Genomic DNA, 25,729 nt, shown 5'->3' with positions numbered 1-25,729 from the left:
CCGCACCGATGGGAACGGCCTCTGCTGGAGTGTAGCCAAATCTTGTTACACCTTCCTGCCTTCCAGATGGCTACGGCGATACTGCTCCGGCGTACACCCGGCCTGCCGCGCGAACATAGCGATAAATGCCGAGCCACTGCTGTAGCCGAGATCGAAGGCGATTTCCTGCACGCTGCGCGAAGTTTCCAGCGCCTCGATTGCCGCGAGATAACGCAGACGCTGACGCCACTCGCCGAAACTCATCCCCAGCTCCCGAACGAATTGCCGGGCCAGCGTGCGTTCGCTGACGTGCACCTGAAGCGCCCAATGCGCCAGCGGCTGATTGTTGCCCGGCTCGGCCTGCAAGGTTTCGAGAATCGCCAGCAACCCCGGACTGCTCGCGTACGGCAGATAGCATTCGTGCACTGGCGCCTGTTGCAGTTGATCGACGAGAACCTGAGCCAGACGCTGATCGGCATCGAGTTCAGGAATCTTCACGTCGCGGGCGGCGAAGTCTTTGAGAATCGCCTTGAGAATGTCGCTGATCGCCAGGGTACAGGCGCGCTTGGGCAGTTCGGCGCAAACCTCGGGATCGAGGCACACCGCGCGATAGTTGACCGGTTGATGGCTGTAGAAACTGTGCTCAACCTGCGGCGGCACCCACACCGCGTACTGCGGCGGCGACATGAAACGGCTGCCGTCGACGTCCATGTGCAACACGCCATGAGCGGCGTACTCCAGCGTGCCCCACGGATGCCGATGCGGCGCGGCAAATTCGTGGGCGTTGAAATCGGCGTAGCGGAAGTACACCGCTGACGGCAGTTCGCTGAAATCCAGCAGATCGATGTGCTTGCTGTTCATGCTGTCCGGTTTCAGAGGCAGGTTGTCCGGTTCGAAGTATAGGCCTGCATCCAGACAAGGGATAATTGCGCTTCATCAACGTACTGGTTTCAACTCATGCAATACGCGTTTCCACTGCTGGCGATTTTTATCTGGGCCGGCAATACCGTGATCAACAAACTCGCGGTCGGGGCGATTTTCCCCGCCGAGATCGGTTTCTACCGCTGGCTCCTGGCCGGCTTGCTGTTCACCCCGTTCATGCTCAAAGCGGTGATCGCGCACTGGCCGCAGATCCGTCCGAACCTGGGCAGGATTTTCATCCTCGGCGTACTCGGCATGGCCGTGTATCAGAGCCTCGCCTACTTCGCCGCAACCCTGACCACCGCCACCAACATGGGCATCATCCTGTCGCTGATGCCGTTGATGTCGCTGGCCATGGCGATCATCAGCCTCGGCCAACGCCTGACCGCCGGTGCGCTGGTCGGTGCGGTTCTGTCGTTTGCCGGCGTATTGGTCGTGGTCTCGTCCGGCAGCCTCGGCGCGTTGCTGCAACACGGCGTGAACATGGGTGATGCGATGATGCTGATCGCCACCCTGGCCTACGCGATCTACAGCACTTTGCTGAAAAAATGGCAGCTGCGCCTGCCACCGCTGGTGTTGCTGTATTTGCAGGTGCTGGTGGCAATTGTCGTGTTGTTTCCTTTGTATGCTGCCTCGCCAAAAACCGGTTTGACCCTGCAGAACATTCCGCTGGTGCTGTATGCGTGCCTGCTGGCGTCGATGCTTGCGCCGCTGGCGTGGATGCAGGCGGTTCAGCGGTTGGGGCCGAGTCGCACGACGCTGTTCTTTAACTTGCTGCCGTTGATTACCGCGCTGATTGCGGCGGTGGTGTTGAAGGAGCAGTTGGCGATGTATCACCTGGTGGGCGGGTTGTTGACGTTGGGCGGGGTGATTCTTTCCGAGCGCTGGACCACCGTGTTGGGCCGCCGGATCAGCGTTGCCTGACCTGGCCCCATCGCGAGCAGGCTCACTCCTACATTTGGAATGCGTTCCCCTGTAGGAGTGAGCCTGCTCGCGATGAACAATAGCTCGGTCTTACAAGTTAAACCCCGGCAGACTCAAGCCGCGCCGCATGCTCGACAAACAGCCGCACCGGATCCGCGCCCTTGCCAACCAGCCCCAGTGACTGATTGACGATGTCGAAGTGATCCAGCGGATAGTCATCGCCAATCACCGTGCCCAGATGCGAGCTGTACCGCCCGACCATCCCGTCGCACTGCCCCGGCTCACGCACGAAGGTTTTCGCAAACAAGCGACAGCTGCGATTGGTCCCGTCGAACAGATTACCGCCACGATCAGTCTTGCCCGGCTGCAACGTCCCTGACCAAGAGTAATAACGCACGCCGTTAACCTCCTCCGGCCCGTGCCCACCCCAGGTTTCAGGCAACCCCTGTGGATAACGCTGATTGAACAGCGCCACACCCTCAGTCGTCAGCGATTGGTGCGAGGCGTGAATATCCACCGGCAGTTTCGGCCCGTGGTAACCGGTTTCCAACAGCGCCATCAGCCAGCCGACAAAACGCAGCAATGCTTCAAGCAGACGGCCCTTGGCGCTGTCCGCCGGGTAGTGTTTCTGCAGATAGTCGGCCAGTTCCGAACCATGATTCGGCCCGGCGACCGACGTCACTGAAGCCACCAGATCCGGCCGTTTCGCCGCCGCATAGCGCGCCGTCAGCGAGCCCTGACTGTGGCCGAACAGGTTGACCTTTTGTGCCCCGGTCTCGCGCAAGATCTCATCAATCTGCGCCAGCAATTGCTCGCCGCGCACCTCTGTAGAGTTGAGCGGCGACACCTGCACCGCGATCACCGTCGCACCACTGCGGCGCAATGCTTTGATGATGCCGTACCAGTACGGATAGAGCACCAGCCGGATAAACCCGAGCATGCCGGGCACCAGCACCAGTGGATAACGCGTCGACATGGGCAAACATCCTTGTGGTCGGTGAGTGGATGCAAGGTGTGCAAAACGCCCGCCAAGCATCCTCCCTGATGATGACAACTCAACCACCAGCCTACTTCAGGCCCACCACCCCCGCCACAATCAGCCCGACTGACAGCAGTTTGACCAGCGTCAGGCTCTCGCCGAGCAAGGCGAAACCGAGGAACACCGTGCCCAGTGAGCCGATCGCGGTCCAGATCGGGTAGGCGATGCTCACCGGCAACTCGCGCATCGCCAGTGTCAGGAAGTAGATCCCGCCAACCGCTGCAATCACCGTAATCACAGAAGGCCAGAGCCGGGTAAAGCCCTCGGCGTACTTCATGCCCATGGCGAAGGTCACTTCAAACCCGGCGGCGATCAGCAGGAACAACCAGGCCATCTAGAACTCCCTGGCCAGGTCGAACAAACGCTGCTCGGCCTCGGCCACCGACACTGCGAAGGTACGTTCGGCGGACTCTTCGCCTTCGGCCGCGACCACGCTGACGTCGTTGATGCCGATGAACCCCAGCGCCGTGCGCAACCATGGATCGGCGTGGTTCAAGGCTTCCAGTTCACCACCCGGACCGAAGCCGAAACCACCGCGACTGGTGACGATCAGCGCCTTCTTGCCCTGCAACAGTGGGGTGTACTGGGCGACGCCATTGTCCAGCGTGTGATCAAAGGTCAGGCCCAGCCGCACGATCTGATCGACCCAGGCCTTAAGGCCGCTGGGTACGCTGAAGTTGTACATCGGCGTGGAAATCAGCAGCAGGTCGTGGTCGAACAACTCGCCGACCAGTTGATCGCTCAGCGCCAGATCGGCCTGCATCGACAATGGACGCGCTTCAGGCTGTGGATAAAACGCGGCGGCGACAAAGGCTTCATTGACGGCGGGAATCAGCGCTCGACCGACCTCACGTCGAGTCACCTGCGCCTGTGGATGACGCACCTGCCAGGCGCTGAGAAAAGCTTCCGCCAACCGCCGCGAGTGCGAACGGTCGCCACGCGGGCTGGCATGAATCGCAAGAATCCTGCTCATCTGTAAATCCTCCGGACTAGAATCAAACTGCTTGTGGCTTGCAGCTTGCGGCTCGCCATTGCTTCTTCTCAAATGAGCAAAAATCATTCGGGATGAATTGATTTCATCCATGGAGTTTTCCAATGTTCGCCTCGCTACCGCTGACCGCCCTGCGCGCCTTTGAATCGGCATCACGATTGCTGAGCTTCAAGGCTGCCGCCGAAGAGCTGTCGGTCACGCCGACCGCGATTTCCCACCAGATCCGTTCGCTGGAAGACTGGCTCGGTGTCGCGTTGTTTGAACGTCTGCCACGCCAGGTGCGCCTGACCGAGGGCGGCGAACGCCTGTTTCGCAGCCTGCACGGCGCATTGCTGGAGGTGGCGCAAAGCGTCGACACCCTGCGCCCGCAACGCAGCGGCAGCACGCTGACGCTGTCGACCACCGCCGCGTTTGCTGCGCTGTGGCTGGTGCCGCGTCTCGGGCGCTTTTACGCACAGCATCCGAACATCAACGTGCGCCTCGATACGCACTGCGAAGTCATCGATCTGCATCAGGACGCCAGTGTCGATCTGGTCCTGCGCTACAGCCTCGACGATTACCCGAACCTGTATGGCCTGTGCCTGTTCGATGAGTCGTTCGGCGTGTACGGCTCACCCGAGCAAGTGGCGCTGGCGGCGCGGCGTACACCCACGTTGATCAGCGTGCGCTGGCACAATTCCAAGCTGTATGCCCATGGCTGGGAAGCTTGGTGCGCCAAGGCCGGCGCAAACTGGTTGAACCAGCCACCGGCCATCCGTGAATACGATGAAGAGCATTACGCCCTGCAAGCGGCGATCGCCGGGCAAGGGCTGGTGCTGGCGAGCAATATTCTGGTGTCGGAGAGTGTCGCCAGTGGTTTGCTGGTGCCGTTCATGGGCCAGGTTCAGGTCGATGGCGCCGGGTACAGCGCGTTGTGCGTGCCAGGGCGCGAGCGGCATCCGCCGGTGCGGGCGTTTTTTGCCTGGTTGCGTGAGGAGGCAGTTTTGTCCGGGCTGGCACCAAGATCGCGGCCTTCGGCAGCTCCTACAGGGGTTGCGTAAACCGATAAAACTTTTTGCAACGCTCACGACTCACAGCTTAGGTAGCGACCGCGTCCGCAGAACGTGGCGACAATCGGATTAGCCTCCAGGAGATCGAAATGAGCGACGACCTGCATCTGTCAGATGTTCAAACCTTGCGCGAACGTGCGCGCCAACACGTCGAGAACGGCGCCGTCACCGAGGGCTATAGCGCCGACCGTGAAGAGGTGCTGCGCTTGCTCAATGAATCGCTGGCCACTGAACTGGTCTGCGTGTTGCGCTACAAGCGCCACTACTTCATGGCCAATGGTGTGAAAGCCCATGTGGCCGCCGAAGAGTTTCTCGAACACGCCACCCAGGAAGCCCAGCACGCTGACCGTCTGGCCGAGCGCATTGTGCAATTGGGTGGCGAGCCCGAGTTCAACCCCGACATGCTGTCGAAGATGTCCCACGCGCAATACGTGGCCGGCAACACCCTCAAAGAGATGGTCTACGAAGACCTCGTTGCCGAGCGGATCGCCATCGACAGCTATCGCGAAATCATCCAGTACATCGGCGAGAAAGACCCGACTACGCGGCGTATCTTCGAAGATATCCTGGCGCAGGAAGAAGAACATGCCGATGACATGGCTGACATCCTGAACGACCTGTAACCCTTCAAAACCGCCTGCTCGCGAAGGGGCCGCAACAGAAACAAAAAGATCGCAGCCTTCGGCAGCTCCTACATGGAAATGCATTCCAAGGTAGGAGCTGCCGAAGGCTGTGATCTTTTGATCTGGCTCTTATTTAGTGGGCTTAACGGTGACCGGCGCCTTGCCCGCCTTCATCTGTTCCAGCAACGGCGCACACTGATTCGGCTCACCGCCACTCGGTGCCACCAGCGCCAACAGCCCCGCCGCCGGCGCGGCGATCACACCCAGCGCAACCATCCCCGCCCCGCGCAACATCAGCGGCACGGCCTTCACGCCGGCATCCGGCTTGATGAACTTGCCGCGCACGTACAGCGGCGAGCGCAGGGAAATCAACCGCCAGCCCTTGGATTCCGGTGTCACGGTCAGATCCAGCTGCTCGGTGGCCATGTTCGCCGTGCCGTCGATATAGATGATCGCGTTCTCGGTATCGAAGACAAACAACTGCGTGGTGGCCAGACCGGTTTTGATATCGAAGTCCGCCGCTGCGCAGTTGATCTTCACTTCCTTGTCGCCAAAGATCTTGCCGACCACATAATTGCCGACGTTGAGCCCGGCCAGTTCCATCAGCTCACGGCTGATCGCGCCGTCGTTGATCAACATCTTCAATTTGCCGTTGGCACCACCCAGCAGTTTGGCCACCGAGTTGCCGCGACCAGTGATATCGGCGTCACCGTTGAGTTCACCGAAACTGGTCTTCATCGGTTCAAAGGTCGGGAACAGCTCCTTGAGCTTGAACTTGCGCGCGGTCAATTTCGCGCGGCCCTCAAGCGGTTCGGTACGGCCGTTGAGGCGGATCTGTGCATCGAGATTGCCACCAGCGACACCGAAGCGCAGCGGCTCCAGGCTGAGTTCCCCGTCGTTGAGTTTCAAGTGGGTATAGAGGTCGTTGAACGGCAGTTTCTCGCTGTGGACGATGCGCTTGCCGGTGAACTCGACATCGGCATCCATCGCGCGCCAGCGATCAGTCTTGAACTCTTCCACCGGCAGCACTTTATCGGCTGGCTGTTTGCTTTCGCCGCCGCGCGCCTTCTGCTTGTCATTGGAGTCAGCGCCGATCAGTGGTGCGAGGTCAGCGAACAACAGTTGATTGGAGAGCAACGCGCCGCTGAGTTTCGGCCGTGGCTGGCTGGCGACGTAGGTCAGGTCGCCATGGATGTCACTGCTGCCGATCTTGCCGTTGAACTGCTCGTAGGTGAATTTCGCCCCGGCCTCATCGTGCAATTTGGCGATCAAGTGACCGTCAGTGGAATACGGAGGGGTGTCCGGCAGCGTCACGCCAGTCAGCGGATAAAGATTGCCGAGGCTGGCGCCGGCCAGTTTCAGGCGCAGATCGAGAGCGCCGAGGTTGAGCGGATCCGTCAGCGTGCCGGCCAGTTCGATGCGAGTGTCGCCAATCTTCGCCTGGGCCTGCAGCGGGAATGGCTTGCGCGCATCCTGCAAGGCGAGCAGCCCACCGATCTTGCCTTGGCCGGTGAGGTTCTGACCGTGGTATTGGCCTTTGACCTTCAAGGCAAATGCATAATCCTGCGGCGCACCGCCCTTGTCCTGCGCAGTCTTCGCTGCTTTGTCACCGACGATATCGCTGTAGGGGATGGGTTTGCCCAGCGGATCGATCAGCACATCAAGATTGGTTTTGAGCGTTTGATCGTCGAGGGTGACATGGCCCTTGTCAAAACCGATGGCGCCGATGTCGACCACCCAGCTCGAGGGTTCAGCGTTCGGATCTTTCGGATCGAACTTGAACGTCCAGTTGGCGCGGCCATCGGCCAGACGCTGCAACTCGGCATTGGGTTCGGTCAGGTCGATGCGCGGAATCACCACGCGTTGCGCCAGCAATGCCAGCGGCGAGATACGCAGCTCCACGCGTTTGAGCGTGACCATCTGCTGCTTTTTCGACCAGTCCGGGTTGCCGAGGCTCAAATCCTCTGCGACCACGTGCGGCCACGGCACCCAGGCGCGCCAGCCACCCTCGTCCGGCTCGCGCTGCCAGATCACCGCGAGGTTGCCATTGATAGCAAACGGTCGGTGCAGTTCTTCCGAGACTTTGGCGTTGAGCGGCGGTTTGATCCGGTTCCAGTCGAAGAACACGATGATCAACACCAGCACGGCCAGTAGCAGCACGAGGATGGCGAAGGTCCAGCTGAAGATTTTTCCAGTGCGCGTCATGCACAAAGCTCCTGATCACGACCGCACGCAAAGACTGCGGCGTACGGCTGAAACGGCGGGCCAAAGCAGCCCTCATGAAATCTACGACTGGCAAACCAGCCGCAGGTTTAATCGAAAGGCCAATTACCGCGTAAAAAGCCGCGCGAAATCTGACCGATCAGTCGAACAGTGTTACCGCGACCCGCACGTTTGCGAGGCGCGAGTGAGTCGGAAATACCCACCTCGGTGCAAAACCGTCGCCCGGAAAGCCGCGATCTAGAGCCTCCCGGCAGAACAATCAATTCTGTTGATTATTACCATTGCGTTTATGAACTTTTATATCGACTTATCGAGAGTAGCATTGCCCTCGTACCCACTTTATCGCCCTCCCAAGGAGCAACCCATCATGAAACGCCAATTACTGCTCAGCCTTACCCTGTCGATGCTAGCCAGCACTGCTTTCGCCCTGCCCGCTGCCGACCAGGCTACCCCGCAAGTGAAATCCAGCCACTCGGTATTCAGCCAGACCGTAGCAGCTGATGGTTCGGACCGTACCCCACAAGGTCAGACCCTGGCTGAAGGCGGCCGTGATCGCCTGGAAGAGAAAGGCCTGGTTCAGGACGGCTACGACAAGACCCCACAAGGTCAGACTCTGGCTTCCGATGGCAGCGACCGCACCCCACAAGGCCAGACCCTGGCTTCCGACGGCAGCGACCGCACCCCACAAGGCCAGACCCTGGCATCTGACGGTGGCGACCGCACTCCACAAGGCCAGACCCTGGCTGACGACGGTTTCGATAAAACCCCACTGGGTCAAGCACTCGCCGAAGGTGGTGGTGACCGTGTGATCGAACGCAACAGTGCCTTGAGCTAAGCCCATGGCGGCCGCGAAAAAAAGCCCAATCACCGGATTGGGCTTTTGACTTTTCTGGCCGGTGAAATCTTCTGCCCCATGTCCTCTCGTTCGACGCCGACAAAGCCGATTTGCTAGAGTGCGGCGCTTGTCCTGCCAAAGAACACACCCTGCGATGCTGCCCCGCGCCGAACAGAAACAACAGACCCGCAACGCCTTGATGGACGCTGCCCGCCACCTCATGGAAAGCGGCCGAGGATTCGGCAGCCTGAGCCTGCGCGAAGTGACCAAAACCGCCGGGATTGTGCCCACCGGTTTCTACCGGCATTTTGCCGATATGGATGAGCTGGGCCTGGTGCTGGTCAGTGAAGTCGGCCAGACCTTCCGCGAAACCATCCGCTTGGTGCGCCACAACGAATTCGTCATGGGCGGCATCATCGATGCCTCGGTACGGATCTTCCTCGACGTGGTCAGCGCCAATCGCTCGCAATTCCTGTTTCTCGCCCGTGAACAGTACGGCGGTTCGCTGCCGGTGCGTCAGGCAATCGGCCGGTTGCGCGAGAACATCAGCTCCGACCTGGCGGCCGACCTGACGATGATGCCCAAGCTTCAGCACCTGGACGCCGCCGGTTTGAGCGTGATGGCTGACCTGATCGTCAAATCGGTCTTCGCTACCCTCCCCGACATCATCGACCCGCCGGTCGAAGCCCTGCCGGAGCATCTGACGCCGCAGGCAAAGATCACCCAGCAGTTGCGCTTCATCTTCATCGGGCTCAAGCACTGGCAAGGGCTAGGCAGTACCGAGTAACAACCTCTTCCTTACTGATACATCCGGTCCCCTGTAGGCCTTCGCCTGCTCGCGATAGCGGTTTATCAGCTACATATTTGCTGACTGACACTGCGCTATCGCGAGCAGGCTCACTCCTACAAAGGTGCGGTGTCACAGCCTCCATTTGGTGCATTAAAAAATCTTCACGCACCAAAACCTTCCATATTCCCGCAACATCTTGAAACATCCACTACGCTCCGACAGGGATTTCCTACATCTCGTCCGATTGGCAAGGCCCTTGCTCTAGCCAGAGTATTGTCCATAGCTGGAAGCTTTCCGATGCTGGTGATTCACCGCAGAATCGACCCTCAACCCGTCTGGGCCGCCGAGTTGCACCTGACCTTCGAAGCGCGGAGCAAAAGCCGTTTGCGCTGTTTCAGTGCCGAGAACGAAGACGTCGGGTTGTTTTTGGAGCGCGGTCAGCCGCCGCTGTATGACGGCGAATGCCTACAAGCTGAAGACGGCCGCATCGTCCGCGTCTGCGCCCGCCCCGAGCAATTGCTGCACGTCACCTGCGCCAACGCCTTCGAACTGACCCGCGCTGCCTATCACTTGGGTAACCGCCACGTCGCCCTGCAAGTCGGCGATGGCTGGCTGCGTCTGCTCGACGACTACGTGCTCAAAGCCATGCTGGAACAGCTTGGTGCGCAGGTAGAAGCGATCGAAGCGCCATTCCAGCCCGAGCACGGCGCTTATGGCGGCGGCCATCACCATTCTCGACACGGCGACGAAGACTTCAACTACGCGCCGAAACTCCATCAGTTCGGCGTACGCCTGTGAATCCGGCCTGGGCGCTGCTGCGCCTGGCCAGTCCGCAATTGCCGATTGGCGGCTACAGCTATTCGCAAGGCCTGGAAATGGCTGTGGATAACGGCGGCGTCAACAACCCGGACAGTGCCCGGCGCTGGATCAGTGATCAGTTGCTGCTCAACCTCGCCCGCTTCGAAGCGCCGCTGCTGCTCGCGCATTGTCAGGCGGTGGCGGATGGCCGATGGGCCGAGCTGCTGATCCTCTGCGAAAGCCATCGCGCCAGCCGCGAGACGCGCGAGTTGCATCTGGAAAGCCGGCAGATGGGTTATTCGTTGCAACAATTGCTCAATGGTTTGCCGGAACTCGACGCAGCCGCCCGCGATTTTCTTGATCAATGCCCTGAACCCCATCTGGCCCTGTGCTGGGCGCTGGCCGCGCGCGCCTGGGGCATCAGCCCGCAAGACGCCCTCGCCGCGTGGTTGTGGAGCTGGCTGGAAAACCAGCTCGCCGTACTGATGAAAACCTTGCCGCTGGGCCAGCAAGCCGCCCAACGCCTGACCAGCGAACTGCTGCCGCTGCTGCAACAAGCGCAGCAGGACGCGAGCCGAATCAATCCCGACCACATGGGCAGCGCCGCGTTCGGCCTGTCCCTGGCGTGCATGGCCCACGAGCGCCAGTACAGCCGCCTCTTCCGCTCTTAGGAGAAACAACCATGAACACACAACCTCTGCGCGTCGGCATCGGCGGCCCGGTCGGTTCCGGTAAAACCGCGTTGACCCTGGCCCTGTGCCTGGCTCTGCGCGAGCGCTACAACCTCGCCGTGGTCACCAACGACATTTACACCCGCGAAGACGCCGATTTTCTCGTGCGCAACGAAGCCCTCGCACCGGAGCGGATCATCGGCGTGGAAACCGGTGGCTGTCCGCACACGGCGATCCGCGAGGACGCCTCGATCAACCTGGAAGCGGTGGATCAACTGAACCGGCGCTTTCCGGGGCTCGATCTGATTCTGGTGGAATCCGGCGGCGACAACCTGTCGGCGACTTTCAGCCCGGAGCTGTCCGATCTGACCATCTACGTGATCGACGTTTCGGCCGGCGACAAGCTGCCGCGTAAGGGCGGGCCGGGGATCTGCAAGTCCGATCTGCTGGTGATCAACAAGATCGATCTGGCGCCACTGGTGGGCGCCTCGCTGGAGATGATGGACAGCGACACCCAACGCATGCGCAACGGCAAGCCGTTCGTCTTCAGCAACCAGAAAACCGGTCAGGGCCTTGAGCAAATCATCGCCTTCATCGAACGCCAGGGCCTGCTGACCGCAGCCTGATTCACTGCTCAACAAGGAAGCTTATCCATGACACTCAAACGTATTCTTGGCGCTGCGGCGCTGCTGCTGACGCCAGCGCTGGCCTTCGCTCACCCGGGGCATGGCGACAGCGGCCTGGTCGCCGGTATCAGCCACCCGATTGGCGGCCTCGACCATTTGCTGGCGATGCTGGCTGTCGGTTTGTGGGCTGCGCAGCAGCAGGGCGCCGCGCGCTGGGCGCTGCCGTGCACGTTTGTCGGCACCATGCTGATCGGCGGCATGCTCGGTTTCGAAGGGCTGGAACTGCCGGCACTGGAAAGCGGGATTGCCGCGTCGGTGCTGGCGTTGGGTCTGGCGGTGGCGCTGGCGGTGCGGCCGCCGTTGGTCATGGCAGTAGCGGCGACGGCGCTGTTTGCGTTGTTCCATGGCGTGGCGCATGGCTTGGAACTGCCGGACATGAGCAGTCCTTGGGCGTATGCGGCGGGTTTTGTGGCCGCGACTGCTGCACTGCATGCCGCTGGTTATGCGGTGGTGCGTTTCCTGCCTCAAGCTGCTGCGCCGTTGGTGCGCCTTGCAGGTGCGGCTTCGGCGGCGACTGGTGTTTGGTTGCTCGCAGGCTAGTTTTATTGTCTGAACTGGCCCCTTCGCGAGCAAGCTCGCTCCCACATTGGAGTTGTGGCATACACAAAACCTGTGGGAGCGAGCTTGCTCGCGAAGGCGGCCGATCAGACGCCGCATCTCTGATGCCGGTCTCTCTGCTACCATGTCGCGCAATCGCCCCAGCCGTGACGACGTCCGCCCATGCCCCACGCTTCTCGCTCCACCTCCCTGCCCGAATTGACCGCCCTGTTCGGCGCTGTGCAACAGCACTTCGTCAACGTGATCGTGCCGCTCTGGCAAGGCCCGGGCTGGAACGCCGACATGGCGCTGCCCTATGAGGCGCTGGACGCCACGCATCAACCACTGCCGCCGCAGCGCTATCGGGCGATGGCCTGTGCGCGGCAGCTGTATCTGTTTTCCAGTCTGATCGGGGTTGTGGATAACGCTGAAGTGCGTGCGGCGGCGCTGTTCCGCTCCTTGCAACGGCACTTTCATGATGCCGAGCATGGCGGCTGGTTCTACAGCGTCGATGCCCAGGGCAAACCGCTGGATCAGCGCAAGGATCTCTACACCCACGCTTTTATCCTGTTTGCCTGCGCGCATTACTGGGCAAAATCCGGCGATCCGCTGGTCGAGTCGACGTTGAATGCGGCGCTGGAAATCATCGGCCGGCGCTTCGCCACCGGCGATGGCTTGTACGAAGCCTGCCTGGAACGGGACTGGATCACCCTGCAAACCGGTCCACTGCAAAACCCGCTGATGCACCTGGCCGAAGCGTTCCTCGCCACCCTTGCCGTGCGCGAAGATGCCCAAACGCAGACAGCGTTGCTGGCGTTATGCACAGCCATGCACAAGCAGTTCGTCGATCCGCAATATGGCGTGTTGATGGAGAAGCCGCTCGGGGCTGTGGATAACTGGTATGAGCCGGGGCATCAGTTCGAATGGTATTTCCTGCTCGAATCGTCGCCGTTATTGCGTGGTTCGAAACTGCATGCAGCACTGGACCGGGCATTTGCCTTCACCGAGCAATACGGTGTGGTGCAGCCATCCGGTGCGGTACGGGCGATGCTCGATCTGGAAACCGATGGACGCCCGCGAGACTCGACCCAGCGGATCTGGGCGCAGGCGGAATATCTGCGCGCACTGACCTTGCGTCAGGGCAGTGAAGCGGTGGTGCTGCGCCAGTTGCAGGCGTTGCAGCAGCGGTTTCTGCATGCCGGTGGCTGGCATGAGTGCCGGGATGAGTTGGGGGAGGTGAGCCGCAAGGACATGCCTTCTACTACGCCGTATCACCTGGCGACTTGCTATAGCGGCCTGGCTGAATATCTTCGCTGACGGATAAATAGCTATCGCGAGCAGGCTCACTCCTACAGGGGAACGCATTCCAAATGTAGGAGTGAGCCTGCTCCGGGCGGCGATCCGACGATTGGCCGTTATGCGGTCGTTAGGCGATCCACTTCTTGTCGCCGGTAAAGCTGATGGTCAGCCAGCGCGCTGCATCCGGCTTGCCCAGCTTCGCCGAGATCTCTTCGCGCAACGCATCCAGTTGCCCGACATTGCTCAGCGCATAATCCGCCGGCAACACCACATGAATCTCGATAAATCGCGCCCGCCCGTGCTTCTGCACGTACGACATGTAATCGTCGAAACCGTGTTCGGTTTTCGCCGCGTCCATCACCTGTCGCACCTGCTCATCCAGCGTGTCCGGGGCAATCCCCAGGACATCACGCAGGGCCGGTCGAAGAATCTTGAACGCCGGCGGCAACATGGTCAGGGCCAGCACGATCAGGATCAGCGGGTCGACATACACCGCCCACTGCCCATAGCCCTGCGACTTGAGCAGCAGCGCCGCGAGGAAACTGATCAAAAGGCCCACGGACAGCATCGCGTCCACCAGCCAACTGATGTTGTCGAACTGGATCAGACTGGATTTGAGCTTGAGGTTACGGTGCCGCACGTAGAAAAAGTAGGCGAACTCGACCACGGTAAACACGGCCGCATAAATGATCACCAGCCCCAACTCGATCTCGCGGCCACCGTTGATGATGCCGAACACGCCGTTGAGAAACGCGTAGATCGCGATCAGCATCAGGAAACTGCCTTCGATCAGCAGCACCATCGGCTCCAGATGCCAGAAACCAAACTGGAAACGGTGGTTGCTTTGCTTGGCGATCAGCTTGGCCGTGATCAGCATCAGGACTTTGATGAAGGTTGCGATCAGCGAGAAAAAACCATCAAACAGGATGGATTGGGAACCTGAAACAAAACCGGTGACGATCCCGGCAATCGCCACAGCCAACATCAGAATGGTCGATTGTTTGAGCAGTGCCTGCTCACCTCGGTTACTCACTTTGACTCCTCGAAAACCTTGAAAACCGCGGGATGCGGTTGGGTTGTTGCGAGGGGAGTTTACCTTATCGGGATTTATTGCCTGTGACGGCCCCTTCGCGAGCAAGCTCGCTCCCACATGAGACCGCGATCAACTGTGGGAGCGAGCTTGCTCGCGAATGGCTTCAACGCGGTCTTAAGCCTTGTTCCGCTCGATGGCAAAACCCGCCCAGGTCTGGCTCACCGGCATCAATTCCAGGCTATTGATGTTGATGTGCGCCGGCGCGTTCATCACCCAGAAAATCGTCTCGGCAATGTCCTGCGGCTGGATCGGCTCGGCACCGGCGTAAGTCGCGTTGTAGCGTTCCTGATCGCCGGCAAAACGCACCAGCGAGAACTCGCTTTCGCACAGCCCCGGCTCAATGTTGCTGACCCGCACGCCCGTGCCTTGCAAGTCGCAACGCAGGTTCAGCGAGAACTGTTTAACGAACGCCTTGGTCGCGCCATACACATGGCTGCCCGGATACGGATAGTTGCCAGCAATGGAGCCAAGGTTAACGATGCCGGCGCCACGGCCATGGGCGATCAGGCGCGGCAGCAGCAAGCGGGTGGCGTACATCAGGCCTTTGACGTTGGTGTCGACCATGGTGTCCCAATCGTCCAGATCGCACTTCGGCGCCGGGTCCACGCCCAGCGCTAAACCTGCGTTGTTGATCAGGCCACGCAGCTTGGCGAACGACGGCGGCAGGTTGGCAATCGCCGCTTCCATCGCCTTGCGATCGCGCACATCAAGCACCAGACCGTGCACTTCGGTCTGTTTCGACAATTCGGCGCACAACGCATTGAGGCGTTCTTCACGACGGCCGGTCAGCACCAGTTTCCAGCCAGCCTCGGCAAAACGGCGGGCGCAGGCTTCACCAAATCCGGACGTCGCGCCGGTGATAAACAGGGTGTTGGACATCGTGTTCTCCTTGCTTCGGCCGCCAGGGCAGCCCTTGGAATAGAAAATCAGCAGGCAGCATGCCCGCCCGCGCATTCACGGGCAACACCCACAAGCTGTACAAAAAATAACCAGACATACCAACGCCACAGCTACCGTGGCCTGTAGCCATGTGCACGCATGTTATCCACAGTCCCTTCCACAGTTTCCGGGGGCAACTGGAAACGCGCAAAGCCGCGCCACACAAGGCTTTGCGGGCGAAATAGAAAGTTTTTTGCTTGACCCTGAAGCGGCAGATGTGCCGGAGATGGCATTTTGCACGACCGAGCAGTCAGCGCAGTGATTGCGCGAGGCCAGTAATTACGGCCCTCAGCGCAGTCTTTCCAGAGTTTAATCACAGACTTATCCACAGGCTTGTTCACCCGGAATCGCTGCTATCCGCGACACTATAAAAAGGTTGACAACAAAGACTTCAAGCCCCGCAAAAACGCCTGATCAAAAAACAACCACACACTTGCAGGCCACGGTTTACATGGCGCGCAGCCAGATACACCCACGTTATTCACAGCCAGCTCCACAGCAAACGGGGACAAGTCAAATCTGTGGAAAAACAGCCATTTGCAGCGTCTATATGTCGCGCTTTGGCAGCTTGGGGAATTTGTTTTCCACAATTCCACGCAAGACTTGAAATCACTGATCAATTCCCTGTAGGAGCTGCCGAAGGCTGCGATCTTTTGATCTTTAAAGACAACATCAAAAGATCGCAGCCTTCGGCAGCTCCTACACAGGCGTGCGGTATGTTTGCGGAATGAAAAAACCCCGGGACTTTCGTCGCCGGGGCTGTGCATAACCTCGAAGAATCAGTGCCCGCCCAGATAGGCGTTACGCACCTCCTCATTCACCAGCAACTCTTTACCCGTGCCCGTCAGGCGAATCTCGCCGTTGACCATCACATATGCGCGGTCCGACAGCTTCAGCGCATGGTTGGCGTTCTGCTCGACGAGGAAAATGGTCATCCCGGTTTTCGCCAATTCGCGCAGGGTCGCGAAGATCTGCTTCACCACAATCGGCGCCAGGCCCAGGCTAGGCTCATCGAGCAGCAACAACTTTGGTCGGCTCATCAACGCGCGGGCAATGGCGAGCATTTGCTGTTCACCGCCAGACATGGTCATCGCCCGCTGGTTACGTCGCTCTTCAAGCCGTGGGAACAGCGTAAACATGCGCTGCATGTCCTCTTTGGCGTACTTGTCGCCAATCGGAATGGTGCCCATCAGCAGGTTTTCCTCGACGGTCATGTCGGGGAACACTCGCCGCCCTTCCGGCGACTGCGCAATGCCGTTGGAAGCGATGTAGTGCGAGGACTTGTGGGTGATGTCGACGCCTTGATAAAGAATCTGCCCGCCCGCCGCCCGTGGCTGGCCAAAGATCGACATCAGCAACGTCGATTTGCCGGCACCGTTGGAGCCGATCAGGCTGACGGTTTCCCCTTCGTTGATCTGCAGCGAAACACCTTTGAGCGCCTGGATCGGGCCATAGAAGACGTCGAGGTCTTTGAGTTCGAGGATCGGTTGCGTCATACCAGCTCCTCTTCGTCGGCGCCCAGATAGGCTGCGATCACCTTCGGATCGTTGCGGATCGCTTCAGGCCCGCCTTCGGCGATGACGATGCCGTGGTCCAGCACCACGATGTGGTCGGAAATGCTCATAACCATGCCCATGTCGTGTTCGATCAGCACCACGGTCAGATCGTGCTCGTCGCGCAGCAGCCGGATCATCGCGCTGAGCGCTTCGGTTTCCTGAGGGTTGAGGCCGGCGGCCGGTTCATCGAGGCAGATGATCTGCGGCCGCGTGCACATGGCCCGGGCAATTTCCAGACGGCGCTGTTGGCCGTAGGAAAGCTCACCGGCGAGCCGGTTGGCGCAGTCCACCAGATCGACCACCTCCAGCCAGTAGAATGCGCAATCCAGCGCGTCACTTTCGGCCTTGCGGTAGCCCTTGGTGTTGAGGATGCCGGCAAGCATGTTGCGGTTGACCCACATGTGCTGGGCCACCAGCAGGTTTTCCAGTACCGACATTTCCTTGAACAGGCGAATGTTCTGGAACGTCCGCGCCAGGCCTGCCCGGTTCACCAAATGCGTACCGCCGAACATCTTGTAGTACATACGGCTGAGGAATGACTTCGGCGATACGAAATCGGTCGGTTTGAACGACTCGCCCAGCAACTGGATGACGTTGGTCTGCTGACCGCGCACATTGAGTTCGATCTTGCCGCCGGAGGCCTTGTAGAACCCGGTCAGGCAGTTGAACACCGTGGTCTTGCCTGCACCGTTGGGGCCGATCAGGGCGAAGATCGAGTTGCGTTTGACCTTCAGGCTGACATCGCTCAAGGCCTTGATGCCACCGAAATGCATCATCAGCTTTTCAACAGAGAGTACGACTTCACTCATGGCGCAGTCCTCTCATAGTGAATGGCACCTTTGCGTGGAGTGACCCCGGTCCGGCTGATGCGAATCAGCCCGCGTGGTCGCCAGATCATCATCAACACCATCAGGATGCCGAACAGCAGCACGCGATATTCGGCGAAGCCGCGCAGCAATTCCGGAGCGACGGTGAGTACGAATGCCGCAATCACCACGCCGATGGTCGAGCCCATGCCGCCGAGCACGACGATGGCGAGGATCAACGCCGATTCAAAGAAGGTGAACGAGGTCGGGTTGACAAAGCCTTGGTAGGTGGCGAAGAACACACCGGCCAGACCGGCGGTCGATGCACCGATGGTGAACGCCGAGAGCTTGACCAGCACGTGGTTGAGCCCCATCGAACGGCAGGCGATTTCATCTTCACGCAGGGCTTCCCAAGCGCGACCCACCGGCATTTTCACCAGACGATGCTTGATGTACAGCACGGCCAGTACCACCAGGAACAACACCGCGTAGATGAAGTAATACTTCACGTCCGGGTTGTAGGCGATACCGAAGAACTCGTGAAACGGCACCCCGCCATCCTTCGCCCGCTTGCCGAACTCCAGACCGAAGAACGTCGGCAGCGGCGCCGGCATGCCATTCGGGCCACCAGTCAGCGACAACCAGTTGTTGAGGATCAGACGAATGATTTCACCGAAGCCCAGGGTCACGATCGCCAGGTAGTCGCCATGCAGTCGCAACACCGGGAAACCGAGGATGCAACCGGCCAGACCCGCGGTGATCGCCGCCAGCGGCAACACCGTCCAGAAACCCAGCCCCAGGTATTGATAACCCAAGGCCAGACCGTAGGCACCGATGGCGTAGAACGCCACATAACCAAGGTCGAGCAGACCGGCCAGACCGACCACGATGTTCAACCCCAGCCCCAGCAGCACGTAGATCAGCCCGAGGATGACCACGCCGAGCAGATAGGAGTTGGAGACAAACGGCACGATGACGGCCAGCACAATCAGCAGCGGAATGATCCAGCGCAGCGAGGATTTGTGATCGGCAGGCAGCACGTGCACACCAGAGCCGGTGTTCTCGAATCCGTCGAGAATTTTCAGGCCCTTGGGCGTTTGCAGGAACAGGCTGAGGGCAAAGCGGCCGATCATGACAATGCCGATGATCCAGGCCACGCGGGTCGGTTCGAGGTTAAAGCTGTAACCCTCAAGCACGACGCCGACAATCGGGCCGAAAACGATCAGGGCAATCAGGCCGGCAAGAATCGCCTCAACCAGGCTTTTTTTGATATCGATGGATTTTTGAGTGGTTGAAGACATCGCTTACACCTTCGACACAAGAGGACGGCCCAACAGGCCCTGCGGCCGGAAGACCAGAACAAGTACGAGCAGCGAGAAGCTGAACACGTCTTTGTAGTCGGAGTTGACCAGGCCGGAGAACAGCGACTCGGAGATGCCGAGGATGATCCCGCCGAGCATTGCCCCTGGCAATGAACCGATCCCGCCGAGTACCGCTGCGGTAAACGCCTTGATGCCGATAATGAAGCCGGCATAGAAGTCGAAGGTGCCGTAGTTCATGGTGATCAGCACGCCGGCCAGCGCCGCCATGGCTGCACCGATGATGAACACATAGGAAATGACCCGATCGGTATTGATGCCGAGGATCGAAGCCATCTTGCGGTCTTGCTGGGTCGCACGACACATGCGTCCGAGCTTGGTGTACTTGATGACATAGGTCAGCAGGCCCATGCCGACGAATGCGGCCACCAGAATGAAGACTTTGGTGTAGGTCAGTTGCACGAAGCCGGTACCGACTTCTACACGCCACGCCCCGGTCAGCAGGGTAGGTACGCCCTGTTGTTTGGCGCCTTGGGCGATCTGTGCATAGTTTTGCAGGATCAGCGAGATACCGATGGCGCTGATCAACGGTGCCAGTCGGGTGGAGTTGCGCAGGGGTTTGTAAGCGACACGCTCGATGACCCAGCCATACACCGCCGTGATCACGATGGTGAAAATCAGGGTGCCGAGCATCAGCAGCGGGAAGGATTCAATACCGAAGTAAGCCAGCAGAGCCAGACTGATTGCCGCCAGGTAAGCAGAAATCATGTAAACCTCGCCGTGGGCGAAGTTGATCATGCCGATGATGCCGTAGACCATTGTGTAGCCGATGGCGATCAGGCCATAGACCGACCCGAGGGTCAGGCCGTTGACCAGTTGCTGCAGGAAAATACCATCCATAACGCAATCTCACGCAGTGAGAACCTGCACACCAGTGATGTGCGGTTCTTCTAGGAAAAATACAGATTTACGTCGGAGCAATGTCAGCCACGATCAGCCCATCCCACACCGTCCCTGTGGGAGCGAGCCTGCTCGCGAAAGCGGTCGATCATTCAACACATGTGTTGGCAGTCATTCCGTCTTCGCGAGCAGGCTCGCTCCCACTTTGGATTGGTGGGATCAGCTGATCGCGTCAGCCCTTACTTCTGTTTTTCCAGCTGGTGATATTTGCCGTCCTTGTCCCACTGGTAAACCACGTAGTCGGAGACTTTCAGGTCGCCCTTGGAATCCCAGGTTTTTTCACCCATGACGGTTTTAACCGGGTTTTTCTTCAGCCAGGCCGCAGCCTCTTCGCCCTTGTTGGACTTCGCGCCGTTGAACGCGGCAGCCAGGGTTTGCACCGAAGCGTAGGCGTACAGGGTGTAGCCTTCAGGCTCGGTACCGGCCTTGCGGAAAGCATCTACCACGGTCTTGCTGTCTGGCAGCAGACGTGGGTCGGCGCCGAAGGTCATCAGCACGCCGTCGACGAATTGCGGGCCACCGGCGGTGGTCACCAGTTCGTCCGTCACGATGCCGTCATCGGACATGAACTTGACGTCTTTCAGGCCTTGTTCACGCAGTTGGCGAACCAGCGGGCCGGCTTCCGGGTGCAGACCGCCGAAGTAGACGACGTCGGCGCCAGCGCCACGGATCTTGGTAACGATGGTGCTGAAGTCTTTTTCGCCACGGGTCAGGCCTTCGTACAACACAGGCGTCACGCCGCGCTTGACCAGTTGGGCTTTGGTGGCATCCGCCAGGCCTTGGCCGTAGGTGTCTTTGTCGTGCAGTACGACAACTTTCTTGCCCTTGAGCACGTCGACGATGTAGTCGCCGGCCACGATACCTTGCTGGTCGTCACGCCCGCACATACGGAACATGGCGCTGAGGCCGCGCTCGGTGACTTGTGGGTTGGTCGACCCCGGGGTGATCGCGATGATCCCGGCTTCGTCGTAGATTTCCGACGCTGGAATGGTCGAAGAGGAGCAGAAATGACCGACCACGCCGGCGACTTTCTGGTTGGTGAGGTCCTTGGCGACCGTCACGGCCTGCTTCGGTTCGCAGGCGTCATCGCCCTTGACCAGTACGATTTTCTCCCCGTTGACGCCGCCTGCCGCATTGACTGCGTCAGCCGCTGCCTGTGCACCCTTCATGTACTGCTCGCCAAATGCCGCGTTGGCGCCCGTCATTGGACCCGCTACACCGATTTTCACATCAGCTTGAGCAAACGCAGAAACACCCAACGCAGTAGCCACTGCGAGGGCCAGAAAGCCTTTCTTGTAAAACGTCTGGGACATGAGGTGGTGCTCCAAGGTTTTTTTTAGTTGGCACTGCGACTTCACTTCACTGATTGCTCTGAGCAAGGGCCGTGCCATCGGTTTTTTATTCTTCAAAAAGTCGCTGCTTTCTTGTTATTTCGACTGTTTCGTTCCCATTTTCATTGGGCGTGCAACCGTCTAAACCGCGGAAGGTGAAACCATTTATTTTTTCAGGCGCAACCCGCACGCGCCATCATTGCAACCGCGGCGCCAAACGACGTGCAACCAGCCTGTAACAGCCCGCGTCACCGAACTGCACACTGCTGGTGCGGGACTGCTACAACCCGCACCATTACAGGCTAGTCGCTACGTGAAAAAGCGCCGCGTCCGGCAACATATTTCAACACTCAAATCACAATGCGCAGGCACTGGCCCGCGTGATACAGCGAGAACCCGGCCTCGTACAGACAACTGCGCAAGCCCACACCGGTCAGGGGCTGCATCGGTGCGAAGGGAATCGGCAGGGCTTGAGGATTTCCGTTACACAGGTAATCAGCGAAAGCCTTGCCGACCACGGTGCCGGTGGTGACGCCACGGCCGTTGTAACCGGTGACGGCCACCAGCCCCGGCGCCGGCTCGAACAGGCGCATGAGGTGATCTGGCGTAAAAGCGATACGCCCGGTCCAGGTGCATTCCCACTCGACCGGTTTCAGATTGGGGAAATAATGCTGCTGCACGCGATCGGCCCAGGCCTTGAGAAACCAGGTCGGTTTTTGATTGCCGTTGCCCAGGCTGCCGAGCAATAACCGCCCTTCTTTGTCACGGCGGATGCTGCTCAACACCTGACGCGTATCCCACGAGCCCTGCCCGCCCGGGAGAATTGCCTGCGCGGCGTCTTCACTCAGCGGCACCGAAGCGACCTGATAGTAGTAACCGGGGAAGAAGTTGCGCTTGAGTTCGGTCCAGTCGCCTTCGGTGTAGGCGTTGGAAGCGATGACCACTTGCTCGGCCAGTACCGAACCGTGTTCGGTCTGCACCGACCATTTCGCGCCCTGACGCTCAAGGCGAGAGACTGGGGAATGATCGAACATTTGCCCGCCGAGTCCGCTCACTGCGTTGGCCAGCCCGGTGACATAAGCCATTGGGTTGAGCGTGCCGGCGCGACGATCGAGCAACGCAGCGGCGATTTTTTGCGTGCCGGTGGCTTGCTCGCAGGCCTTGCCGGTCAGCAGTTCGACTGGCGCACCACGGCGCTTCCATTGCTGCTCGCGACTGCGCAGATCCGCCTCGCCCTTGGCGTTGTGCGCCATGTGCAGGGTGCCTTCACGGCGCAACTGGCAATCGATGTTGTACTTATCCACAAGGCTGAACACCAGCGCCGGCGCCGCTCCGAGCATGCGGTTGAGCTGGCTGCCGACCGCTTCGCCAAACCCGGCCTCGATCTCGTCCGGCGGAATCCACAGGCCGGCGTTGACCAGCCCGACGTTGCGCCCGGAACCGCCATGACCGGCGCGATGCGCTTCCAGCACGCAGACGCTTTTGCCTTTTTCCAACAGATGCAGCGCCGCCGACAATCCGGTGAACCCGGCGCCGATCACGCAGACATCGACCTTTACTTCGCCCCGCAGCGCGGTGTTATCCGGCCTTTGCGGCGTGAGCTTTTCCCACAGACATTCTTCGCGTAACGGCATTGCCAGACTCCAACAGAAACCTAACCAAATGCGCTTGCAGGGCCACCAAAAGATCGCAGCCTTCGGCAGCTCCTACAAAACCGCAGCCAACCGCAGCCCTGTAGGAGCTGCCGAAGGCTGCGATCTTTTCAGCTTTCTCTCAATCCTCAGTCGAACGTGATGCCCTGCGCCAGCGGCAACTCCAGCGAATAATTCACGGTGTTGGTCTGACGGCGCATGTACGCGCGCCAGGCGTCCGAGCCCGACTCACGGCCACCACCGGTTTCTTTCTCGCCACCAAACGCGCCACCGATCTCGGCACCGCTCGGGCCGATGTTGACGTTGGCGATGCCGCAGTCGCTGCCGACTGCCGACATGAACTGCTCGGCCTCGCGCACATCGGTGGTGAAGATGCAAGACGACAAACCTTGTGGCACCGCGTTGTTCAGGCGCAGCGCTTCCTGGAAATCGCTGTAGCCGACTACATAAAGAATCGGTGCGAAGGTCTCACTGCAAACCACATCACTTTGCTCGGGCATTTCAACGATCGCCGGCGAAACGTAGTAGGCGTTGGGGAATTGATCCTCAAGCTGACGCTTGCCACCGAACACCCGACCGCCCTCGCTCAACGCCTGCTCCAGCGCGTCCTGCATGTTTTCGAAGCTGTGCTTGTCGATCAGCGGGCCGACCAGATTGCCTTCCAGCGGATTGCCGATGCGCACTTTCGAGTACGCAGCTTTGAGGCGAGTAACGATTTCTTCCTTCACCGACTCATGGGCAATCAGTCGACGCAGGGTGGTGCAACGCTGCCCGGCAGTACCGACGGCGCTGAACAGAATCGCCCGTACCGCCATGTCCAGATCGGCGCTCGGGCCGAGGATCATCGCGTTGTTACCGCCCAACTCCAGAATGCTGCGAGCGAAACGCGCGGCGACTTTCGGCGCCACTTCGCGGCCCATGCGTGTGCTGCCAGTGGCGCTGATCAACGCAACACGCGGGTCATCGACCAAGGCTTCGCCAGCGTCGCGACCACCAATAATCACCTGGCAAAGATTCGCTGGGGCATCGCTGAAATTCTTCACCACGCGATCAAACAGCGCTTGGCAGGCCAACGCGGTCAACGGGGTTTTCTCTGACGGTTTCCACACCACCGGGTTGCCGCAGACCAGCGCCAGCGTGGTGTTCCATGCCCACACCGCGACCGGGAAGTTGAACGCGCTGATCACCCCGACCACGCCCAGTGGATGCCAGGTTTCGCGCATATGGTGGCCCGGACGCTCGGAGGCGATAGTCAAACCGTACAACTGGCGGGACAGACCGACGGCGAAATCGCAGATGTCGATCATCTCCTGCACTTCACCCAGACCTTCCTGGGTGATCTTGCCGGCTTCCCAGGAAACCAGTTCGCCAAGATCAGCCTTGTATTCACGCAACACTTCACCGAACTGACGCACCAACTCGCCGCGACGCGGCGCCGGCACCTTGCGCCACTGCTCGAACGCATGATCTGCGCGACTGATGTGCTGCTCGACTTCGGCCGGGCCTTCCCAGTTCACGGCGGCAATGCGGCTGCCGTCGATGGGCGAATGCACCGGCACTTTGCCGTTCTGATAAAGGGCCGGGTTCACACCAAGACGATCGAGCAATGCGGCAACCATGGGTCACTCCTCAAGCAAAAAACTGAATGTGTGCGGACGCTTTTTCGCGACCGGGCAGGCCTTTAGTTGTAGCGTCACAATGGCGAGGCAACAAACGACCTTTACGCGAGATATCATTCCGTTTATTCATGCTGGGCATAGAAAGACAAGAAAAGGATCAGCCATGCTGAACAAACGCCACTTGCCGTCGATCACCGCATTGCAGTGTTTCGAGGCCGTGACCCGGCACTTGAGTTTCACGCGCGCCGCCGAGGAACTGAATCTGACCCAGAGTGCGGTGAGCAAACAGGTCGCGCAGCTTGAAGAGCTGTTGCAGCATTTATTGTTCCGACGCGTGCGTCGACGTTTGCAGATGACCCCGGCCGGGGATTTGTACCTGGTTGAAGTACGAAAAATCCTCACACAAGTGGAGATGTCGACGCATTACCTGCGCTCCTACGGCGGCGAGACCGAAGTCCTGCGCGTCTCGACGCCCTCGACCTTCGGTGCGCGCTGGCTGGTGCCACGCCTGAAAGGCTGGCGGCTACGCCATCCGTCGATTCATCTGGACTTGTGCAACGAGCAGGAAGCGGATGATCTGCTGCAAGGGCGCAGCGATCTGGCGTTCTATTTCGGCCAGGGTTCACGGCCCGGCACTGAATGCCTGAAGTTGTTCGGCGAAGAGTTGGTGCCGGTGTGCGCGCCGGGCAGCCTGCCGGACAAGCCGTTTACTGACCCGACGCAACTGACCGATCTGGTCCTGCTGCAAAATGCCTCGCGCCCCCAAGCCTGGCACGACTGGTTCGACAGTCAGGGTTACCAGACCGAACACAGCTACCACGGGCCACGCTTTGAAACCTTTTATATGTGCATCCGTGCCGCGCAGGTTGGCTGCGGTGTGGCGTTGTTGCCGCGATTTCTGGTGGAAGAGGAATTGGCCGACGGCAAACTGGTCATTCCTTTTGAGCATGCCATGCCCAGCACTGATGCCTATTACCTGGCGTACCCGGAGCACGCGGCGGAAGTGCCCAAGGTGCGGGATTTCGTGAAGTGGATGCTGGAGCAGATCGACAACCCTTGATCCCCCTACTCTTGCTCGCTCCCAAAGGT

The 25,729-nt window shown here is 59.7% G+C and carries 25 protein-coding genes; 11 read left to right on the top strand and 14 right to left on the bottom strand.

The window, feature by feature from the left end; genetic code table 11:
* Positions 1 to 45 precede the first annotated feature (45 nt).
* The gene (locus H8F23_RS19795) at positions 46 to 840 is read right to left on the bottom strand and encodes an AraC family transcriptional regulator (protein ID WP_194935500.1); all 795 of its coding nucleotides are present in this window, start codon (positions 838 to 840) and stop codon (positions 46 to 48) included.
* Positions 841 to 936: 96 nt separating this feature from the next.
* Here H8F23_RS19795 and H8F23_RS19790 point away from each other — a divergent pair, with 96 nt between their 5' ends.
* On the top strand, positions 937 to 1,824 hold the full coding sequence (locus tag H8F23_RS19790) for a DMT family transporter (protein WP_093430210.1): 888 nt from the start codon (positions 937 to 939) through the stop codon (positions 1,822 to 1,824).
* A gap of 97 nt (positions 1,825 to 1,921) precedes the next feature.
* Here H8F23_RS19790 and H8F23_RS19785 read toward each other — a convergent pair whose 3' ends face one another.
* The 3 genes from H8F23_RS19785 to H8F23_RS19775 all read right to left on the bottom strand — a co-directional run bounded on the left by H8F23_RS19785 (position 1,922) and on the right by H8F23_RS19775 (position 3,836).
* Positions 1,922 to 2,800, bottom strand: a complete 879-nt coding sequence (locus H8F23_RS19785; protein ID WP_194935499.1) for an esterase/lipase family protein — start codon at positions 2,798 to 2,800, stop codon at positions 1,922 to 1,924.
* Between the two features lie 91 nt (positions 2,801 to 2,891).
* Complete coding sequence (locus H8F23_RS19780; protein ID WP_134175805.1) at positions 2,892 to 3,197, bottom strand: DMT family transporter; 306 nt, start codon at positions 3,195 to 3,197, stop codon at positions 2,892 to 2,894.
* Positions 3,198 to 3,836 (bottom strand): FMN-dependent NADH-azoreductase, encoded by a 639-nt coding sequence (locus tag H8F23_RS19775; protein WP_194935498.1) that lies wholly within the window; start codon positions 3,834 to 3,836, stop codon positions 3,198 to 3,200. It abuts the gene before it with no gap.
* Between the two features lie 122 nt (positions 3,837 to 3,958).
* Between H8F23_RS19775 and H8F23_RS19770 the strand changes: the two genes are divergently transcribed.
* Together H8F23_RS19770 and H8F23_RS19765 are read left to right on the top strand one after the other, a co-directional pair.
* On the top strand, positions 3,959 to 4,894 hold the full coding sequence (locus H8F23_RS19770) for a LysR substrate-binding domain-containing protein (protein WP_194935497.1): 936 nt from the start codon (positions 3,959 to 3,961) through the stop codon (positions 4,892 to 4,894).
* Between the two features lie 98 nt (positions 4,895 to 4,992).
* Positions 4,993 to 5,526, top strand: coding sequence for a ferritin-like domain-containing protein (locus tag H8F23_RS19765; RefSeq protein ID WP_093430205.1), 534 nt, complete (start codon positions 4,993 to 4,995; stop codon positions 5,524 to 5,526).
* A 129-nt stretch (positions 5,527 to 5,655) separates the two neighbouring features.
* Here H8F23_RS19765 and H8F23_RS19760 read toward each other — a convergent pair whose 3' ends face one another.
* Positions 5,656 to 7,731: an AsmA family protein gene (locus tag H8F23_RS19760; RefSeq protein WP_093430204.1), complete on the bottom strand. Its 2,076-nt coding sequence runs from the start codon at positions 7,729 to 7,731 to the stop codon at positions 5,656 to 5,658.
* 385 nt (positions 7,732 to 8,116) lie between these two features.
* Here H8F23_RS19760 and H8F23_RS19755 point away from each other — a divergent pair, with 385 nt between their 5' ends.
* The 7 genes from H8F23_RS19755 to H8F23_RS19725 all read left to right on the top strand — a co-directional run bounded on the left by H8F23_RS19755 (position 8,117) and on the right by H8F23_RS19725 (position 13,383).
* Complete coding sequence (locus H8F23_RS19755; RefSeq protein ID WP_194935496.1) at positions 8,117 to 8,584, top strand: hypothetical protein; 468 nt, start codon at positions 8,117 to 8,119, stop codon at positions 8,582 to 8,584.
* Between the two features lie 154 nt (positions 8,585 to 8,738).
* Entirely contained in the window at positions 8,739 to 9,371 is a 633-nt protein-coding gene (locus H8F23_RS19750; protein ID WP_194935495.1) for a TetR family transcriptional regulator, read from the top strand.
* 300 nt (positions 9,372 to 9,671) lie between these two features.
* On the top strand, positions 9,672 to 10,172 hold the full coding sequence (ureE, locus tag H8F23_RS19745) for an urease accessory protein UreE (protein WP_187678569.1): 501 nt from the start codon (positions 9,672 to 9,674) through the stop codon (positions 10,170 to 10,172).
* The gene (locus H8F23_RS19740) at positions 10,169 to 10,843 is read left to right on the top strand and encodes an urease accessory protein UreF (protein WP_194935494.1); all 675 of its coding nucleotides are present in this window, start codon (positions 10,169 to 10,171) and stop codon (positions 10,841 to 10,843) included. The genes ureE and H8F23_RS19740 overlap by 4 nt, the downstream gene beginning before the upstream one ends.
* 11 nt (positions 10,844 to 10,854) lie before the next feature.
* Complete coding sequence (gene ureG / locus H8F23_RS19735; RefSeq protein WP_077570691.1) at positions 10,855 to 11,469, top strand: urease accessory protein UreG; 615 nt, start codon at positions 10,855 to 10,857, stop codon at positions 11,467 to 11,469.
* A gap of 27 nt (positions 11,470 to 11,496) precedes the next feature.
* The gene (locus H8F23_RS19730; protein ID WP_194935493.1) at positions 11,497 to 12,069 is read left to right on the top strand and encodes a HupE/UreJ family protein; all 573 of its coding nucleotides are present in this window, start codon (positions 11,497 to 11,499) and stop codon (positions 12,067 to 12,069) included.
* Positions 12,070 to 12,249: 180 nt separating this feature from the next.
* Positions 12,250 to 13,383, top strand: coding sequence for an AGE family epimerase/isomerase (locus tag H8F23_RS19725; protein WP_194935492.1), 1,134 nt, complete (start codon positions 12,250 to 12,252; stop codon positions 13,381 to 13,383).
* A gap of 109 nt (positions 13,384 to 13,492) precedes the next feature.
* On the opposite strand, the gene H8F23_RS19720 is transcribed toward H8F23_RS19725, so the two are convergent.
* From H8F23_RS19720 to amaB, 9 genes are all read right to left on the bottom strand, one after another.
* Positions 13,493 to 14,398, bottom strand: coding sequence for a cation diffusion facilitator family transporter (locus tag H8F23_RS19720; RefSeq protein WP_194935491.1), 906 nt, complete (start codon positions 14,396 to 14,398; stop codon positions 13,493 to 13,495).
* A gap of 174 nt (positions 14,399 to 14,572) precedes the next feature.
* Positions 14,573 to 15,337: an SDR family oxidoreductase gene (locus tag H8F23_RS19715; protein ID WP_093430198.1), complete on the bottom strand. Its 765-nt coding sequence runs from the start codon at positions 15,335 to 15,337 to the stop codon at positions 14,573 to 14,575.
* Between the two features lie 839 nt (positions 15,338 to 16,176).
* Entirely contained in the window at positions 16,177 to 16,893 is a 717-nt protein-coding gene (locus tag H8F23_RS19710) for an ABC transporter ATP-binding protein (RefSeq protein WP_007915900.1), read from the bottom strand.
* Positions 16,890 to 17,762: an ABC transporter ATP-binding protein gene (locus H8F23_RS19705; protein WP_016985385.1), complete on the bottom strand. Its 873-nt coding sequence runs from the start codon at positions 17,760 to 17,762 to the stop codon at positions 16,890 to 16,892. Before H8F23_RS19705 ends, H8F23_RS19710 begins: the two co-directional genes overlap by 4 nt.
* Positions 17,759 to 19,060, bottom strand: coding sequence for a high-affinity branched-chain amino acid ABC transporter permease LivM (livM, locus tag H8F23_RS19700; RefSeq protein ID WP_194935490.1), 1,302 nt, complete (start codon positions 19,058 to 19,060; stop codon positions 17,759 to 17,761). The genes H8F23_RS19705 and livM overlap by 4 nt, the downstream gene beginning before the upstream one ends.
* Positions 19,061 to 19,063: 3 nt before the next feature.
* Complete coding sequence (locus tag H8F23_RS19695; protein ID WP_007915894.1) at positions 19,064 to 19,978, bottom strand: ABC transporter permease subunit; 915 nt, start codon at positions 19,976 to 19,978, stop codon at positions 19,064 to 19,066.
* Positions 19,979 to 20,217: 239 nt separating this feature from the next.
* Complete coding sequence (locus H8F23_RS19690; RefSeq protein ID WP_007915892.1) at positions 20,218 to 21,351, bottom strand: ABC transporter substrate-binding protein; 1,134 nt, start codon at positions 21,349 to 21,351, stop codon at positions 20,218 to 20,220.
* A 368-nt stretch (positions 21,352 to 21,719) separates the two neighbouring features.
* Entirely contained in the window at positions 21,720 to 23,003 is a 1,284-nt protein-coding gene (gene amaA, locus H8F23_RS19685) for an L-pipecolate oxidase (protein WP_093430195.1), read from the bottom strand.
* Between the two features lie 146 nt (positions 23,004 to 23,149).
* Entirely contained in the window at positions 23,150 to 24,640 is a 1,491-nt protein-coding gene (gene amaB, locus H8F23_RS19680) for an L-piperidine-6-carboxylate dehydrogenase (protein ID WP_099757852.1), read from the bottom strand.
* A 163-nt stretch (positions 24,641 to 24,803) separates the two neighbouring features.
* Here amaB and H8F23_RS19675 point away from each other — a divergent pair, with 163 nt between their 5' ends.
* Positions 24,804 to 25,700: a LysR family transcriptional regulator gene (locus tag H8F23_RS19675; RefSeq protein WP_194935489.1), complete on the top strand. Its 897-nt coding sequence runs from the start codon at positions 24,804 to 24,806 to the stop codon at positions 25,698 to 25,700.
* Positions 25,701 to 25,729: the final 29 nt, after the last annotated feature.

It is taken from the genome of Pseudomonas neuropathica, from assembly GCF_015461835.1.
GTDB lineage: Bacteria > Pseudomonadota > Gammaproteobacteria > Pseudomonadales > Pseudomonadaceae > Aquipseudomonas > Aquipseudomonas neuropathica.
Note: the sequence above shows the minus strand (reverse complement) of the source record. Positions and strands in the feature narration are given on the sequence as shown.